Annotated in this window: 16 protein-coding genes; 7 read left to right on the forward strand and 9 right to left on the reverse strand. The window is 69.8% G+C overall.

Going from position 1 to position 16362, the window contains the following annotated elements:
• Positions 1-80: 80 nt before the first annotated feature.
• From ACQP2T_RS51420 to ACQP2T_RS51430, 3 genes are all read left to right on the forward strand, one after another.
• Positions 81-608, forward strand: coding sequence for a hypothetical protein (locus tag ACQP2T_RS51420; RefSeq protein WP_433512101.1), 528 nt, complete (start codon positions 81-83; stop codon positions 606-608).
• Between the two features lie 171 nt (positions 609-779).
• Positions 780-1700: a M23 family metallopeptidase gene (locus ACQP2T_RS51425; protein ID WP_433512102.1), complete on the forward strand. Its 921-nt coding sequence runs from the start codon at positions 780-782 to the stop codon at positions 1698-1700.
• 132 nt (positions 1701-1832) lie between these two features.
• On the forward strand, positions 1833-2987 hold the full coding sequence (locus ACQP2T_RS51430; RefSeq protein WP_433512103.1) for an FAD-dependent oxidoreductase: 1155 nt from the start codon (positions 1833-1835) through the stop codon (positions 2985-2987).
• Between the two features lie 133 nt (positions 2988-3120).
• On the opposite strand, the gene ACQP2T_RS51435 is transcribed toward ACQP2T_RS51430, so the two are convergent.
• The 6 genes from ACQP2T_RS51435 to ACQP2T_RS51460 are packed head-to-tail and all read right to left on the reverse strand — an operon-like array spanning position 3121 to position 8402.
• A complete protein-coding gene (locus tag ACQP2T_RS51435; RefSeq protein WP_433512104.1) occupies positions 3121-3903 on the reverse strand; it encodes a DUF1932 domain-containing protein in 783 nt (260 codons plus the stop codon).
• A gap of 36 nt (positions 3904-3939) precedes the next feature.
• Positions 3940-4701 (reverse strand): IclR family transcriptional regulator, encoded by a 762-nt coding sequence (locus tag ACQP2T_RS51440; protein ID WP_357941737.1) that lies wholly within the window; start codon positions 4699-4701, stop codon positions 3940-3942.
• Between the two features lie 33 nt (positions 4702-4734).
• The gene (locus tag ACQP2T_RS51445; RefSeq protein ID WP_433512105.1) at positions 4735-5319 is read right to left on the reverse strand and encodes an RraA family protein; all 585 of its coding nucleotides are present in this window, start codon (positions 5317-5319) and stop codon (positions 4735-4737) included.
• Between the two features lie 12 nt (positions 5320-5331).
• Positions 5332-6324, reverse strand: coding sequence for a tripartite tricarboxylate transporter substrate binding protein (locus ACQP2T_RS51450; protein ID WP_433512106.1), 993 nt, complete (start codon positions 6322-6324; stop codon positions 5332-5334).
• Between the two features lie 45 nt (positions 6325-6369).
• Positions 6370-7869: a tripartite tricarboxylate transporter permease gene (locus ACQP2T_RS51455; protein WP_433512107.1), complete on the reverse strand. Its 1500-nt coding sequence runs from the start codon at positions 7867-7869 to the stop codon at positions 6370-6372.
• Positions 7869-8402 (reverse strand): tripartite tricarboxylate transporter TctB family protein, encoded by a 534-nt coding sequence (locus tag ACQP2T_RS51460; RefSeq protein WP_433512108.1) that lies wholly within the window; start codon positions 8400-8402, stop codon positions 7869-7871. The genes ACQP2T_RS51455 and ACQP2T_RS51460 overlap by 1 nt, the downstream gene beginning before the upstream one ends.
• A gap of 251 nt (positions 8403-8653) precedes the next feature.
• Here ACQP2T_RS51460 and ACQP2T_RS51465 point away from each other — a divergent pair, with 251 nt between their 5' ends.
• The 4 genes from ACQP2T_RS51465 to ACQP2T_RS51480 all read left to right on the forward strand — a co-directional run bounded on the left by ACQP2T_RS51465 (position 8654) and on the right by ACQP2T_RS51480 (position 13767).
• Positions 8654-9856, forward strand: coding sequence for a hypothetical protein (locus ACQP2T_RS51465; protein ID WP_433512109.1), 1203 nt, complete (start codon positions 8654-8656; stop codon positions 9854-9856).
• A gap of 179 nt (positions 9857-10035) precedes the next feature.
• Complete coding sequence (locus ACQP2T_RS51470; RefSeq protein ID WP_433512110.1) at positions 10036-11073, forward strand: ABC transporter substrate-binding protein; 1038 nt, start codon at positions 10036-10038, stop codon at positions 11071-11073.
• Entirely contained in the window at positions 11070-12677 is a 1608-nt protein-coding gene (locus tag ACQP2T_RS51475) for a sugar ABC transporter ATP-binding protein (protein ID WP_433512111.1), read from the forward strand. Before ACQP2T_RS51470 ends, ACQP2T_RS51475 begins: the two co-directional genes overlap by 4 nt.
• A complete protein-coding gene (locus ACQP2T_RS51480; protein ID WP_433512112.1) occupies positions 12670-13767 on the forward strand; it encodes an ABC transporter permease in 1098 nt (365 codons plus the stop codon). The genes ACQP2T_RS51475 and ACQP2T_RS51480 overlap by 8 nt, the downstream gene beginning before the upstream one ends.
• Positions 13768-13961: 194 nt before the next feature.
• Here ACQP2T_RS51480 and ACQP2T_RS51485 read toward each other — a convergent pair whose 3' ends face one another.
• The 3 genes from ACQP2T_RS51485 to ACQP2T_RS51495 all read right to left on the reverse strand — a co-directional run bounded on the left by ACQP2T_RS51485 (position 13962) and on the right by ACQP2T_RS51495 (position 16318).
• Positions 13962-14912, reverse strand: coding sequence for a zinc-binding dehydrogenase (locus tag ACQP2T_RS51485; RefSeq protein ID WP_433512113.1), 951 nt, complete (start codon positions 14910-14912; stop codon positions 13962-13964).
• Positions 14913-15004: 92 nt separating this feature from the next.
• The gene (locus ACQP2T_RS51490; protein ID WP_433512114.1) at positions 15005-15286 is read right to left on the reverse strand and encodes a hypothetical protein; all 282 of its coding nucleotides are present in this window, start codon (positions 15284-15286) and stop codon (positions 15005-15007) included.
• 75 nt (positions 15287-15361) lie between these two features.
• Positions 15362-16318 (reverse strand): ROK family protein, encoded by a 957-nt coding sequence (locus tag ACQP2T_RS51495; RefSeq protein ID WP_433512115.1) that lies wholly within the window; start codon positions 16316-16318, stop codon positions 15362-15364.
• Positions 16319-16362 lie beyond the last annotated feature (44 nt).

The following is a 16362-nucleotide window of genomic DNA, read 5'->3' on the forward strand; positions in this document are numbered from 1 at the left end:
AGTGCCAGACCTACCTCGTCCTCGTCCCAGCCCCACTACGGACCGCGCACGACATGGAATTCAATAAGACCATGCAGCGAATGACTGGATTACTGGTTGGCGCGGTCTTCGGCGCGGTCTTCGTCGTCGTCAACGCGCAGAGCCCGCTCAACTCCGTGACCGTGAATCTTTTGCGAGTGGCCGCGTGCCTGGCGGCCGCGAGCGTCATGGCCCTATGGTTCGTCACCGCCCGCAAGGAGCGGTCCGCCGCGGGTCCGCAGCGGAACATGTTCAGCCGCGGCTACCTGATCATTGTCGCCGCCGAGGCGATCCTGCTCTTCGGCGGCCTCCGGGTGCTGGCCGCCTGGGAGCGTCCTGTTGAGACCAATGTGGCCTGGGTGGCGTTCGTGGTCGGTGTGCACTTCATCGCGTTGGCGCCCATTTGGAAGGACTGGAGCATCGCGGTGCCCGGTGTGGTGCTCACTCTGCTGGGTGTCGCCGGTCTCGTTCTGGCGGCCACGGCGGCTGTGACCTGGGTGCCGCTCATCAGTGGCGTGCTGTCCGGCCTGGTGCTTCTGACCGGCTCCGTCACTTTCGGGTGGCGGACGGTAGCGGCTCGGACGGCTTAGCTCGCGGGCCGCTTCGCCGGTCTTCGCCGTGCGTACAGAGGGCCGGTTCGCACGCGTACGGAGGGCCACCCACGGACACGGAGCGAAACCATGCAGTTTCTGTATGTTTTCTGTACGGATTTTTCCCACCCTGGGCCCTAGCAAGACAAACACGGTGCGGAAGGGGTCCAGTTGAAACTCCGAGCAATCGCGATCGCGGGCTTAGCCCTGTTCCTGAGTGTCGCCGCCGCCGACCCAGGCGAGGAGAGCGGCGGCGACCCGCCCAACCAGGTGACGGCGGACGCGAGCATCATGGCCACCAACTTCCAGCTGCCCTTCCCCTGCGGGCAGGCGTGGACCGGCAACTCCAACGGGAGCAGCGCCCACCTGTCGTGGGAGATCGACTTCAACCGGGGCAGCACGGCCGACGCCGACCTGGGCGACCCCGTCGTGGCCGCGGCCGCGGGCACGGTGGTCATCTCCGCCCACCAGGGCTCGACCAACGGCTACGGCAACCTCGTCAAGATCGACCATGGCGGCGGCTGGGCGACCTACTACGCGCACCTCAACACTCGCTCGGTCAGCGAGGGAGCCACCGTCTCCCAGGGACAGAAGATCGGCACGGTCGGCAACACCAGCAAGCCGGGCAACAACATCTCCCCCCACCTCCACTACGAGGTACGGCTGGGCACCGACTACCCCTCCAACATCCAGAAGGCCGTCTTCAACGGCACGACCTTCGGCTACCCCAACCAGACGGTGACCTCCAAGAACTGCGGCAACACCACCAACCCGTACACCCCGCAGGAGGTCTGCGGCGCCGGCTACGACGTGATCGACTCGGCGGCGCTCGGCACCTCCGGCACGGTCTACCTGCTCTACAACAGCGGCAACGGCAACAACTGCGTCGCCACCCTGAAGAAGACCTCCCTCGGCACCGCCACGGCGACGAGCGCCTACCTGGAAGTGCGGGGAAGTAGCAGGGTCACCGACTCAGGCAACTTCTCGTACTACGCGGGGCCGGTACGCGCCGCGGCGGCGGACCAGTGCGTGAAGTGGGGCGGCAAGGCAGGCTCCTCCACCTACGACAGCATCTTCGAACACTGCAGCTGATCATCGAGCGTTGACCGGGACAGGGCCTCCACGGCGCGGTGGAGGCCCTGTTCCATGCGACCTTGTGGACGGTGGCCAGATGCTCTATAAGGGGTAGTACTACTTCTCGTAGAGTTGAAGTGGAGGCCGCCGGTGCGGGTGCTTGTGGCAGGGGCGGGGATCAGCGGGCTCGCGGCGGCGCGCGGATTGATCGGCGCGGGCCACGAAGTGGTCGTGCTGGAGCAGGCACCGCAGCCGCGTGTCCAGGGCGGGGCCATCACGCTGTGGCACAACGGCACGGCCATCCTCGGGGACCTGGGCGTCGATCTGGAGGGGACCGGACAACCGCTGACGACGTTATGCCTGCGGACCGCACGCGGGCGCCGGGTGCTGGAGTTCGACCTGGCGGCACTGGCCGAACGGTTCGAGTCGGTGGCGCGGGTGATCCCGCGCGGGTCGCTGATCACCCTTCTGGAGAGCGGCCTGCCGCAGGGGACCGTACGGTTCGGCGCACGGGTCGCGGAGTTGCGGGCCGACGGCGGCGGCGTACAGGTGCGGACTCAGGCAGGTCAGGAGTACGCCGGTGACGTCCTGGTCGGAGCCGACGGCGTGCGCTCGCGGGTGCGTACCCTCGTCCTGGGTGACGGCCCGGCGGCCCTGACCGGTGTGGCGACCTGGCAGGGCCTGACGCCGGCCCCGTTCGATCCCGGATCGACCACGACGATGATGGTCGGCCGGCAGGGCGACTTCGGGTACATGGGGGCGGGTGACGGGCTCATGCAGTGGTTCTTCGACGTGCCGTGGTCGCCGGGCGCGCCGCCGGAGGACAAGCCGCTGGAGATGTTGCGCCGGCGGTTCGGGGGATGGGGCTCGCCGGTCGAGCGGGTGCTGGCCTCGCTGGGTGAGGGCGACGCCGAAGCGTTCCCGCACACCCGGCACAAGGTGCCGCGTCGTTGGGGTGGCGGGCGGTGCGTGCTGCTCGGGGACGCGGCGCACGGGATGCCGCCCGTCATGGCGCAGGGCACCAACCAGGCGTTAGAGGACGTGGCGACGCTGGTGGACTGCCTGGGCGCCGTACCCGATCCGGCCTCGGTCGTAGACGTGCACTCGGTCGTAGAGGTGTACTCGGCCAGGCGAAGGCGGCAGGCGGCCCTGGCCTCCACGATCGCCACGCACAGCCTCGCGGTGTCCGGCCCGAGGACGTTGCTGCAAGGCGAGTACCTCCTGCGCCTGAACGGCGCCGCCCCACCGCGCCTCGCCACTCGCGGGTTCGGCACGCTGCTGCGCACCCTCAGCGACCGGATCTGACGCCAGCGGGATGCGGCGCTGAAATACGGCGGCTTCCCGGGCGACCATGCCAACCATGGCACGACATGGCCGCCTGGGAAGAGACCGTCTGGGGAGAGACCGTCTGGGGAGAGACCGTCTGGGAAGAGAGCTGTCAGGGGCGGGCCTCGGCCAGGACGGGGTCGGCTTGGGTCGCGATGCGGCGCAGACCCTGCTCGGCGGCGCGGGTCATCTCGGTCGGCACCCCGAGATCGTCCAGGTACGCCCCGGTGTCGTGCATTTCCTGCGCCCTCCGTACGGCATGCGTACGGGTGCCGGTCAGGAACCGGTCGATGATCGCCTGCCCGTCACCGGCGAGCTGCCTGGCGACCTCGGCCCGGATCCAGTCCTTGTCACCCGCGGCCTCCCCCGCCGTGACGGCTTCGCAGACCACCAAGGCCAGCCCCTTCATGAACACACTGCGCAGGAGCTTGCGGGCCATGGCCGCGCCGGGCGGCGCGTCGAGCACCTCCACAGGGGTGCCGAGCGGGCTCACGAGCTGGGAGAGCGCCGCCGCCCCCGGCCCGCTGACGAGCAGCGGCACCTTGTGCCCGTGCAGCGGCACGGGGCCGAGAATGGCCACGTCCGCGAAGCCGTCGACGGTCCCGCCGAGCCGCTCCATGACCGCGGGCGGCGCGGAGGTGAAGTCGGCGTAGCAGGCGCCTTCGGCAAGAAGGGGCTCACATTCCGCCGCGACAGCGGGGGCGGCGGAGGCAGCGGTCAAAACCAGGACGTACGCGGCTCCCTCGACGCACTCCCTCAGCGTCGCGGTCCTGGTGACACCTTCGGGGGTGGGGGTGTTGGCGGGGTCGTACCCGAGCACCTCATGCCCGGACGCGGCGAGTGCGGCGGCGAAGACGCCGCCCGCCTCTCCCAGGCCGATGACGGCACAACGCATGTTTCATCAATCCTTGCTCATGAAGTGGAGAGATCGTCAAAGGTCACGCGCGCGGCCGAGCGCGGCGGCGGCGCGGAGCAGTTCGGGCACGATGCTCAGCATTTCGCTCTCGGGGTGGCGTTCGGCGGGGCCGGAGATGCCCACCGTGGCCATGACCTGGCCGTCCGGGCGCGGCACGGGCGCGCTCACGCCCGAGGAGCCCACCACGCGCTCGTCGGCGGAGACGTGGTAACCGCGTTCCCTGATCAGCGCCAGCTCGGCACGCAGGTCCGCCTCGCTCACGGACTTGCCGCCCGCGGTGCTCAGGTCGCGTACCGCTGACATCAGTGCCTCGAGCTCTTCCTCGGGCATGGCCGCCGCGAGCACCTTGCCCGCGCCGAGATGCAGCGGGAGCCGCTGGCCGATGGGGAGCTGGTAACGCAGCGGATCGGCGCCGTCGACCCGAGCGATGACGATGCGCTCCAGGCCCGATCTGATGTGCAGGGTCGCGGTCAGGCCGGTGGTGGCGGCCAGTTCCTGCAGCACCGGGGTGGCGGCGCGGCTCAGGCTGTCGGTGACGAGGAAGCTGTGGGCTGCGGCGAGCGTGGCCGGCCCGAGGTGGTAAGCCTGCTGCTCGGCGACCACGAACCCGCGCCGCTGAAGCACCCCGAGCAGGCGCAGGGTGGTGGCCGGGGACAGGCCGGCCCGCCGCGCGACGTCCGAGAGCCGCATCGGCTTGTCGCTCTGCTCCAGCACCTCGATCACGTCGAACGCGCGCTCGACCGAGCGCATGGACGGCTGTGGCTGCCCGGCGGCCATCGGTGGAACTCCCTCGCCCTAGGAGAACGGTTGTCACGCGGATTCAAGGATGGCAGCCCGTTTGCCCTCCTCGAGGCTGAAGACCGCCTCCGCCGCCTGCGCGACCCGCTCGGCCTCGGCGAGCGGAACCACCACCACGCCGTCGGCGTCCCCGAGGATCAGGTCCCCCGGTGCGACGGCGACGCCGCCGACCGCGATGGTGCGGCCGAGATGACCAGGTCCGTTCTTGTACGGCCCCGCGGGCGTCACCGCTCGGGCGAAGACCGGCATGCCCATCTCGCCGAGCCCTTCGGCGTCCCTGACGGCTCCGTCGATGACGAATCCGGCCACGCCGCTGTTCTTGGCGCGCTGGCCGATCAGCTCGCCGATCAGCGCCCTGGACTCGTCGCCACCGCCGTTGACCACGATGACGTCGCCCGCCCCGACGACCTCGAGCGCCTGGTGGATGAGCGCGTTGTCGCCTGACCGGGTCCATACGGTGAAGGCGTACCCGGCCACGCGGGCGCCGGGCCAGACCGGGCGGATCCGGGAGTCGAGGATGCCGAGGCGGTCCATAGCATCGCCGATGTTGGCGGTGGGCAGAGCGGCGAGCCTGCTCAGCACGGAGGGTTCACTCATGTTCATTGCCTCTCAACCTTTTTCGTTACGGACGAGGGGAAGGGTCTGCTTGATGGTGGTTTCCTGCTCGGTCCAGTACGTGGCGTACTCCTGACCGGACTTGTAGACGGTGCCCAGGCCGAGGTCCTTCATCTTGGCGACGACCGCCGGATCCTCGATGGCCTTCTTCAACGCCTCCTCGATCTTGGTACGCACCTCGGCGGGCACCCCGGCCGGAGCCGCGTAGCCGCGGGCGGTCGCCTGCTCGACCTGGTACCCCTGCTCGGCGAAGGTGGGGACGTCCGGCAGGAACGGACTGCGCTGCCCCGACATGACGCCGAGCACCTTGATCTTGCCCTGGGCGACGAGGGGCTTGACGTCGCTGACGTTGCCGACGTACGCGCCGACGTGCTTGCCGAGGAAGGCGGCGATGGCCGACGCGGCGCCCTCGGAGAAATGCACGGGCGCGAACTGCGCCCCCGTCTTCTGCTGGATGTCCGCCAGCGCGAAGTGCTCGCCGGTCTGCACACCCGTGGTGGTGACGGTGATGCTCTTCGGCTTGGCCTTGACCGCCTCGATCAGGTCCTTCAGGGTCTTGTACGGGCTGCCGGGGTCGACCCCGACGAGCATCGGGTCGAGGACCTGCATGCCGAGCGGCTGGAAGCTCTGCCGCGTGTAGGTGGCGCCCCGGCTCGGGTCGAGGGGCGAGACGACGATGGACGGCGAGCCGGTGGCGCCGATGGTGTAGCCGTCCGCCTTGGCCTTGCTGAGCGCGGTGTAGCCGATCTGGCCGCCGGCGCCCGGCCGGTTGAGCACCTCGACGTTCGTACCCAGCTCCTTCTCCAGCATGGGCGCGACCACGCGGGCCGCCGCGTCGACGGCCGCGCCGGGCGCGAAGGAGACGATCAGCGTGATCGGCTTCCCCTTGCGCGGCCAGGCGCCCGCGGCCCCGCCTGCCTGCTGGGCACCGCACGCGGCGAGCGCTGTCGTCACGGCCACGGCCATGACGGCGATCTTGAGTCTCACGATGGCTCCTCTTTCTTGGGGGGTGACGTTCTGAAGGTCAGGGGGTCAGGCTTCGGGATCTTCGGCCAGTGCGGCGGGCTTGCGCAGCCGCAGCAGCGGACTCGCCGCGATGACGAGCGCAACTACCAGCAGCACGACGCTGATCGGACGGGTGAGGAAGACGGTGAAGTCGCCCTGGGACAGCTCCAGCGACTCGCGCAGGGAACGTTCCATGAGAGGCCCGAGCACGAGGGTCAGCACCAGGGGCGCGAGGGGGATGTCCAGGCGGCGCAGCGCGAGGCCGAGCAGCCCGAAGGCGACCATCACGAAGACGTCGAAGACGGTGAAGTTGATCGTGTACGCGCCCACCACCATGAAGGTGAGGATCATCGCGGTCAGCACCGGATACGGGATGCGCAGGATGGACGTCCACACCCCGACCAGCGGCACATTCAGCACCAGCAGGATGATGTTGCCGACGAACAGACTGGCGATGATCCCCCAGGCGACGTCCGCGTGCTCGGCGAACAATGTGGGACCCGGCGTCAGCCCTTGCTGCAGGAAGGCGCCCATGAGCACGGCGATCGTCGGCGAGGCCGGGATGCCGAGCGTGAACAGCGGCACGAGCGCGCCGTTCGCGTGGGCGTTGTTCGCCGTCTCCGGGCCCGCGACGCCCTCCACCGCGCCCGATCCCAGCTCGGCTCGGTGCCTGCCGAACTTCCGCTCCGCGCCGTAAGCGAGCAGCGAGGAGACCGAGCCGGTCATCCCCGGGATCAACCCGAGCGCGAACCCTATGCCCGTACCCCTGGCAATCGCGGGCACGCTACGCCGCAGGTCGGTGCGGCCGGGCAGGAGCGCCCGCAGCCCTGGCGCCACCGCCTTGGCGGTGCCGCCCTTGGCCGCGCCAAGAATCTCCGACAGCCCGAAGAGCCCGATGATGACGGCGACGAAGTTGATGCCGTCGAGCAGCCGATCGCTGCCGAAGGTGAACCTGGGCGCCCCGCCCACGGGGTCGATGCCGACCATGGAGATCAGCAGGCCGAGCACGCCGGAGATGAGCGCCTTGGTCATGGAGCGGCCCGCGAGCGCGACGAGCAGCGAGATGCCCAGCACCATGAGCGCGAAGAACTCCGGCGGCCCGATCCGCAGGCCCAGGTCGCCGAGCGGTTTGGCCGCGACGACGAGCCCCGCCGTGGCGACGGTGCCGCCCACGAACGAGCCGAGCGCGGCGATGGTGAGCGCGACTCCCGCGCGGCCCTGCCTGGTCATGGCGTAGCCGTCGATCGTGGTGATCGCGGAGGCGGCCTCGCCCGGTGTGTTGAGCAGGACGCTGGTGATCGTGCCGCCGTACTGGGTGCCGTAGAAGATGGCGGCCAGCATGATGATGGCGCTGGTCGGGTCCAGGTTGAGGGTGAGCGGGATGAGCAGCGCCACCCCGGCGACGGGGCCGATGCCGGGCAGGACCCCGATCAGGGTGCCGAGTGTGCAGCCGATGAACGCGTACAGGAGGTTCTGCGGCGACAGCGCCGTCGACAGACCGCCGAGCAGGTCGGACAGAACATCCATCACAGGCCCCATCCGGCGAGGAACGGGATCGCCGACGGCGGCAGCTGCACCATCAGGCCGTGCTCGAAGCCGTAGAAGACGCCCGCGCTGCCCACCAGGGCGAGCGCCAGCGACAGCGCCCAGCTTCGTCCGGCCCGCCATTTGAGGTGGAACATGAGGAACAGGAACATGCTGATCTGGTAGCCGAGCAGGTCCATGACCGCCGCCAGGATCACGAGGCTGACCAGCACGGCGACGGCGTGCCGGACGTCGGTCCGGTCGCCCGGCGCGGCGTCGGCGCGCCCCGCGCGGATCGACTGGAAGAACCAGGCAACGCTCAGCGCCCCGAGCGCCACACCCAGCACGAACGGGAAGAACCCCGCCCCAGGGCCGAACGAGGACCACAGACCCAGGCTCAGGGACTCGATCGCGACATAGACCGAGAGGGCCACGAGGGCGGCCTGCGCTCCGGTTCTCAGCCGGGCGTCAGCGGACGGCGCCGCTGCTTCCGGATGGTCGGGAGGGTGCTGGGCGAGCGCGGGTTCGTGGCTCATGGGGGTGTGGCCGCCTTCCAATGCTTTTCACTGTGTGAAAAGGCTTTTCATTTCCCGACAAGCGTGCTGGGTGGCGGGTTGGCGTGTCAAGGGTTGCGCGGAGGTTTCCGGCTTTGGACCGCCGTGTGACATCACCCATCAGAGCGGCCATCAGCCCAGGTCAACCGGCTGATCTACCGATTCAGGTTTAACGAGACAACCCAGGAAAGCGGACAATAGAGACAAGTCACTCGGACCGTGAGGGAACGCCAATGGTTGACATCGATGTTCCGATCTGGGCCGCCCGCCTGAGGGTCCTGCGCCGCGGCCGGTTGTGGAGCCGCGACGAGCTCGGGCGACGGCTGGCCGACGCGGCGGACGAGACGACGCGTGATCAGCTCCCCAAACCGGAGGCGCTCAGCTCGATGATCCGATTGTGGGAGACCGGAGAGCGGCGGCTCGACGAGTCGCACGCGGAGCTGCTCTGCCGGGCGTTCGGCGTGGACGAGGCGGACCTGTTCGTCGGGGACGCGGCCGGGACCACTCGGTGGCACTACGTCACGAACATCCCGCTCCAGTCGGGGATGTTCAGCGCCGAGGAGGAGGAGCGTACCGGCCGGGCGATCGAGGCGCCCCAGCGCGCCGACGACGGGACGGTCCGCTACTTCAGGACCCTCCTCGACGCCTACTCCCGGACCGACCTCCGCCCTGCCGACCTGATCAACGCGCTGCGGCCGGTCTTCGCCGGGATCGAGGAGTTCCACCGCGACGCCAGTACGCCTGTCAGGCGGGCCTTCCTGGCGCTCGCCGCGGAGAACGCCGAGCTGATCAGCCGCATGCACCACGAGGCCGGCGACCCCGACGGGGCGCTGACCTGGTCCGACGAGGCCATCCGCGACGCCCGTGAAACGGCGGACGCGCTGCTGGAGGCGTACACGCTCGCCCAGCGGGGCGGTCTTTCCGACACCCCCGGCGATCCCGGCCGGCTCGTGGACCTCGCCATCGCGGCCCGCGAACGCGCCGAACTGCCGCCGCGGATGGACGCTTTGTGCCGGCATCACGAAGCGCAGGGCCACGCCCTCGCCGGGGACGTGGACATGTGCCATCGCCGTCTGGAGGAGTCGGCGCAGTCGCTGGAGGAGCCGGACGAGGACCCGCCCTACAGGTTCGACTGCTCGGCCGAGGCGCACAACGCGCTGTGCGCCGGGTGCCTCATCGACCTCGGTCAGGCCGGTGGCGCGATCGAGATCCTGGAGCTGGGGCCGCCGAAGGCGCAACCGACGTACGCCGTCGCCTACGCCCTGGCCCGCATGGCCCACGCGTACGCCGACGCCCACGACAGGGAGCGCTCGGCCGAGGCGGCCCGTCAGGCGCTCGCCCTGGCCAGACGGAGCGGCGCGTCGCGCGCCCTGCGCGAGCTCGCCAGGGTCCAGCGCCCCCGCCAGTACGCGGGGCACAGGCGCATCCTGCTGTAACCGCTCAACCGCCGCCGCTGTGGCACTCAGCGGCGCGGTGGTTGGCGGATGCGAGTAATGAGTTCTTTTCTCTTTACTAGTTTCGAACCAGTGAATTCCCAGGCTTTGCTGGAAGGGTGTTCTCGGGGGCGCTACGACCGAGAGCGACTGCCGCCTGAGACACCTTTCAGGGGGCCGTCATGGCTAGTTCTCGAATCGTTTTCTCGCTTTCACTGGTCGCGGCGATCGCGCTGGTGGCGCTGGTACTCGGGGTGGTGGGCGGCCGGGCGACGAGTACGGCCGGACACGCGGCGGGCGGCGGCGCGGGCGGGCTGGCGAGCGGCAAGAAAATCGATGTGATCATCAAGGCGAGCGACTCCTCGTTCTGGCAGACGATGATCGCCGGGGCGAAGCAGTCGGGGGGAGATTTCGGGCTCAATGTGAGCACGTTCGGCCCGACCTCCGAGACGAACATCGACCAGCAGGTACAACTGGTCGAGAACTCCATCTCCCGAGGCGTTGACGGGCTGGTCATCGCGCCCAATTCCTCCAGCGCCCTGAACTCGGCGATCGACCGGGCGCGCAAGGCGGGGCTCAAGGTCATCACCGTGGACAGCCGCGTGACCACCCCCTCGGAGGGGTTCATCGGCACCGACAACGTCAAGGCCGGGACCCAGGCGGGCAAGCGCATGTGCGAGCTGCTCAAGGCGCTGAACAAGACGAGCGGCACCGTCATGATCGAGTCCTCGGTGGCCGGCATCCAGTCGCTCGTCGATCGGGACGCCGGCTTCAAGCAGGGCATCACGAACAACTGCCCGCAGGTCAAGGTGGGGCTGCAGCGCTTCAACAACAACGACATCAACACCGCGGCGTCGCAGGTCAACGACGCGCTGACCGCCAACCCGAACCTGGCGGGGGTCTTCGCCGACAACAACACCTCAGGTGTCGGCGCGGCCCGGGCGATCCAGGACAACCACGCCGCCGCGACAGTCCCCGTCGTGGCCTTCGACTCCGACCCGCAGGAGAACGCCGCGCTCGCCGCCGGCACGATCGACGCGCTGGTGGTGCAGAACCCGTACTTCTTCGGTTACCAGGGTGTCCTGGCGGCCGGGATGGCCACGGTCAACCGCATCCCGCCGCGTGACATCGACCCCGGAGCGGTCGTGGCCGACAAGGGCAACATGACGGCGCCGGATGTGAAGCAGCTGCTCCACCCGCCGACGATGAAGGCGGAATGATGACCGCGCCGGTCGTCGAGCTGCACGGCGTCTCCAAGGCGTTCGGTCCCGTCCAGGCCCTCAGCGACGTCTCGCTCCGCCTGGTCCCCGGCCAGGTGAACTGCCTGGCCGGCGAGAACGGCGCGGGGAAGTCGACCCTGATCCGGGTACTGACGGGTGCGCTGCGCCGCGACAGCGGCAGCTACGAGATCGACGGCCACCCGGTCACCGCGCCGACCCCGGCATCGGTACGCGCGGCCGGCGTCCAGGCCGTCTACCAGGAGCTCAGCCTGCTCCCCCACCTGTCGGTCGCGGAGAACCTGTTCATGGGCCGCCTTCCTGCACGGACCGGGATCATCGCCAGGAACCAGCTGGAAACCCGCGCCAGGAAGGCCCTCGACGAGGTCGGCCTGACGGAGCTCAGCCCGCACGCGATCGTGGAACGCCTTCCGGCGGCCACTCGCCAGCTCGTGGAGATCGCCAAGGTGCTGACCGCGGACTCCGTCAAGGTGATCGTCTTCGACGAGCCGACCACGGCGCTCACCGAGGCGGAGTCGGAGCGCCTCCTTCAGCACATCCTGCGGCTGCGCGAGCGTGGCATAGCGATGCTGTACGTGACGCACCGGCTGGAGGAGATGTTCGAGATCGGCGACTGGGTGACCGTCCTGCGGGACGGGGGCCTGTCCGAGGCCGGGCCGATCAGCGGGTACGACGAGGACCGGCTGATCACCGCGATGGTCGGCCGGGAGATCAGCTCCCTCTATCCGGAGACCCACCGGCACGCGGGCACTCCCGCGCTGCGGGTCCGGGGCCTGCGCCGGTTCGACCGCTCCCCGAGCATCGACCTGCACGTCGGGGAGGGCGAGATCCTCGGCATCGGCGGGCTGCTGGGGGCGGGGCGGAGCGGGTTGCTGCTGTCCATCTTCGGCGCCGCTCCCATCGTGGCCGGTGAGGTGGAGGTCAGGGGCAAGTCGGTGAAACCGTCCGGGCCGCGCACGATGATGAACGCCGGGGTAGGGCTCCTCACCGAGGACCGCAAGGTGCTGGGGCTGCTGCCGGAGCTGTCGATCCGGGAGAACGTCACCATCGCGAGCCTGCGCAGCGGCTCTCGCCGGGGTCTCCTGCCCGGCCGCGAACAGACCGAGGAGGCGGACCGGCTGCTCGACAGCCTGCGGCTGCGCGCCGGCTCGTACGACCAGCCGGTGTCGACCCTGTCCGGCGGCAACCAGCAGAAGGTGCTGCTCGCCCGGTGGCTGCTCACCAAGCCGAAGGTACTGATGTTCGACGAGCCGACGAAGGGCATCGACGTGGGGGCCAAGGGCGAGCTCTACAACGTCATCGGTGACCTGGCGGGCGACGGGCTGGGGATCATCGTGGTCTCGTCGTACCTGCCGGAGTTGCTGGGGCTCGCCGATCGGATCCTCGTGCTGCGGGACGGCGCGGTCGCGGGCGAGCTTCCCGGAACCGCCACTGAGGAGGACGTACTCCGCCTGGCCAGCGGCGCCGGAGGCACCGACCTCCCGGACAGTGAGCTTCCGGACGGCGAGCTCCAGAACGGCGAGCTTCCGAAGAGCGAGCTCCAGAGCGGCGGAGATGACCCAGGAGGGGTGAGCCGAGATGCCTAAGCTGGTCTGGCGCGAGCCGATCGAGACCACGACGATCACCAACAGGGCGCCCGGCGGCGCGGCGGACGACACGGCGGCGCTGGAGACGGTGCCGCAGCCCAGGCAGGCGCCCGAGCCGACGGCCGAGCCGAAGCGGCGGGTCGTCACGCTGGGCGACATCGCCGGCCGCGAGAGCGGCGGGCTCGTCGTCCTGCTGGTGGCCATCGGCGCCCTCACGCTCGCCAGCGACGAGTTCCTCACCGGCAACAACCTGGCCAACCTCGCCCGTCAGGTCGCCATCTTCGGGATCATCGCGATCGGCCAGCTCCTGGTCATCCTGACCGCCGGGATCGACCTGTCGGTCGGCTCCATCCTCGGCCTGTCCGGCGCCTCCACCGCGCAGTTCCTGGTCGCCGGTGTGCCGATCCTGCCGTCGATCCTGCTCGGGGTGGGCATCGGCACGGTGCTCGGGATCGTCAACGGCCTGCTGGTGACCAAGGCCCTGCTGCCGCCGTTCATCGCGACGCTGGGCATGCTCGGCATCGCCCGTGGCCTGGTCCTGGTCACCACGGACGCCCAGACCATCCAGGGAGTGCCGGACGCGTTCCAGACCATCGCCAACGGCACGATCCTGGGCATCCCCAACCTGCTCATCATCGCCGCCGTGGTCACCGCCGTGATGTGGTTCGTCCTCGCGCGTACGGTCTTCGGCCGCTACATCTACGCCGTCGGCTCCAACCCCGAGTCGGCCCGCCTCGCGGGCGTCCCCGTTCGCCTGGTGACGATCTCCGTCTACATGATCTCGGGTCTGCTCGCCGGCCTCGGCGGGGTGCTGCTCGCCTCCCGCCTGGGAGCGGGCATCCCCACCGCCGGCACCGGCTTCGAGCTCAACGCGATCGCCGCCTGCGTCATCGGCGGCGCCAGCCTCTTCGGCGCGAAGGGCAGCGCGGTCGGCGCCGCCACCGGCGCACTGATCATGGGCGTACTCAACAACGGCGGCAACCTCCTGGCGATCAACGCCTTCTACCTCCAGATCGCCATCGGCGTGCTCATCCTCGTCGCGGTGGGGTTCGACCAGCTGAACACCAGGCGGTCGGCCGCCGGCGGTTGACGCCAACCCAGCGACGATCCGGCATACCCAGACCGTAAAGGCTCCCCCAGGCTGGACGAAGTGGGCCCACTTCACCCGTCTCGACTATTGCCTCGCGGCAGGAGACGCAGGGCAGAAGGCCGGTCGGTGGAAGGACTGGGCCTGCTATTACCCCCCAGAGGGTTATGACCTCTGGGTTCTCCTGCCCTAGCCTGTCAGGTCAACAAGAGGGCCTTGCCCAGAGTCTCGCGGTTCTCGAGGGCGGCGTGCGCTTCGGCGGCCTGTTCCAGCGGGAACGTCTGGCCGATGAGCGGACGGATCCGGCCGGCCACCGCCTCCTTCAGCGCTCGCCGGGCCCACGTCCTTCGATGCGGCTGACCCTCGACAAGCTGCTCCATGCCGATCGCGGTCACCCCGCGTCGCGCCGCCTCGTCGCGGTCGATCTCGGTGAACCCGCCGCCGGTGAATCCGTAGTTGGAGTACGTGCCGCCCGGCTCCACCAGGTCGAAGACGGCCCGGCCGAGCTCCCCGCCGACGCCGTCGAAGACCACGTCCACCCTGCCGGCCTGGTCGAGCCAGCCCGGCGTGGTGTAGTCGACCACCACGTCGGCGCCGAGCTCCTCGACGGCCTTGAGCTTGCGGGCGCCACGGGCGGCGCCGATGACCCGGGCACCGGCGGCGTGGGCGAGCTGCACCAACCCGCTGCCCAGGCCGCCGGCAGCGGGTTGGACCAACACGGTCGCGCCAGGCCGCAGGTCGATCCGGTCGAAGAGTTGCATCGCCGTGGAGCCGTCGTGAAGCAACGCCAGCGCTTCCCACGTTCCCAAGCCGTCCGGGATCGGGATGAGGTTCTCCGGCGCTGTGGTGATCTGCTCGGCGTACCCGCCGTTCTCGACGTCGGCGAGGACCCGCCGGCCGATCCACTCCCGATCGACGCCCTCGCCGACCGCGCTGACCTGCCCCGCCGAGCCGACGCCTGGCACGTACGGCAGTTGCACCGGGAAGATCTCACCGGCCTGCCCACTGCGGATCACCGTGTCGATCGACAGGACTCCGGCGGCCTCGACGTCGACGACGACCTGGCCCGGCCCGGGAACCGGGTCCGGCACGGTCACGACCTGAAGGACCTCCGGGCCGCCGAACTCCGCCACTCGTACAACTCGCACAACTACTCACTTTCCTCGCTTGACGACTACGAGGCCCAGTCTGGAACCTCAACCTCGGTAGAGGTCAAGCGCGACCACTCACCGCTGACCGATCAGGGCCAATAGTCGAAGGAGTAGCCGCTTACGGGAGAGTAGATGATGGGGCCGACGGTGTAATTACTGTCGGCCATCGCATTGCGCACATCGATGCAGTCCTGTTTGTAAAAGCCGCAGCGATACGTTCCCGGGCCCACGGCCGTGGGCGCCTTTCCGGATTTGGCTGCTGTCGCGGCTTCGGCGGAGGCGCCGGCCTGCATGGCTGTGACGGCGAGGGCCGAACCGACTAACGAGACCACGAGCGTACTCACGAATTGCTTTGACGACGGCATTCGCATGGCTCTCCTTGAGTAGATACCCAACAGGGAAATCATGACGGCTGCCGCTTTCGTGAGCCTGTCGCGACGATGTCGCTACGCCTGGAGGCCGGCGAGGCGCTGCGCGGCGAGGGGGATCGCGCCGAGGAGGCCCGCGTCGTCGCCGAGCTGGGCGGGGACGACGCGGGTGTCCCGGCTGGCCGCGCCGTAGGCGTGCCTGCGGACCGCGGCGCGGGCCGGGCCGAGGTAAAGCTCGCCCTGACCCCTGGCGACACTGCCGCCCACCACGATCAGCCCCGGGTCGTACGCGTTGACCAACCCGACCATCCCCGAGGCGAAGGCCGCCCTGGCACGGGTCATGGCCGTGACCGCCAGGTCGTCGGTGGCCGCGGCCACGTCGACCGCCGCCCGGCCACCGGTGGCCGCCGCGATACCCGCGCCTGAGGCCAGCGCCTCCAGACAGCCCCGATTCCCGCAGCCGCACAGGGGCCCGTCCGCTGCGACGGGGAAGTGCCCGATCTCCCCCGCATGGCCGTGGGCGCCGGTGAGCACCCGACCGTCCCACACGATCGAGGCTCCGATGCCCGTCGAAACGGTGACATAGGCGAAATCGGATACTCCGCGCGAGGCCCCGAAGGTCCCCTCCCCCAGCGCGGCCACGTTCGTGTCCCGCTCCACCACCACCGGCAACCCCAAGACGGCAAGCGGCTCCACCAGCGGAATACCGGCCACCACGCCCGAATGCCCTGCCGGTAGGTTCGCGGACACCTCGATCACCCCGCGCGCCCGATCGAGCGGCCCCGGCGCGGACACACAGATCGCCAGCGGCGCCGAGCCCGCCGCCGCCAGCGCGGCCCGAGCCCCCTCCAGCACCTCCCCCACCAGACCGGACGCGTCGCTCGGCGTGGCCGCCCGGCGGCGGTGCGATACCGTTCCGTCCGCCCTGACCAGCGCGGTCCGGATCCAGGTCCCGCCGAGGTCGACGGCCAGCACGGCGCTGCCGGCGGGCAGCGGGGGCGCGGAAAGGCTCAGGGCCTTGACGTGACGAGACACAGCACCAATGCTATGAAGCTCATAAGCTTCTAAGCAATCCCCAG

Origin of the sequence: Nonomuraea sp. CA-143628, assembly GCF_050942315.1 — a bacterium.
Taxonomy (GTDB): Bacteria; Actinomycetota; Actinomycetes; order Streptosporangiales; family Streptosporangiaceae; genus Nonomuraea.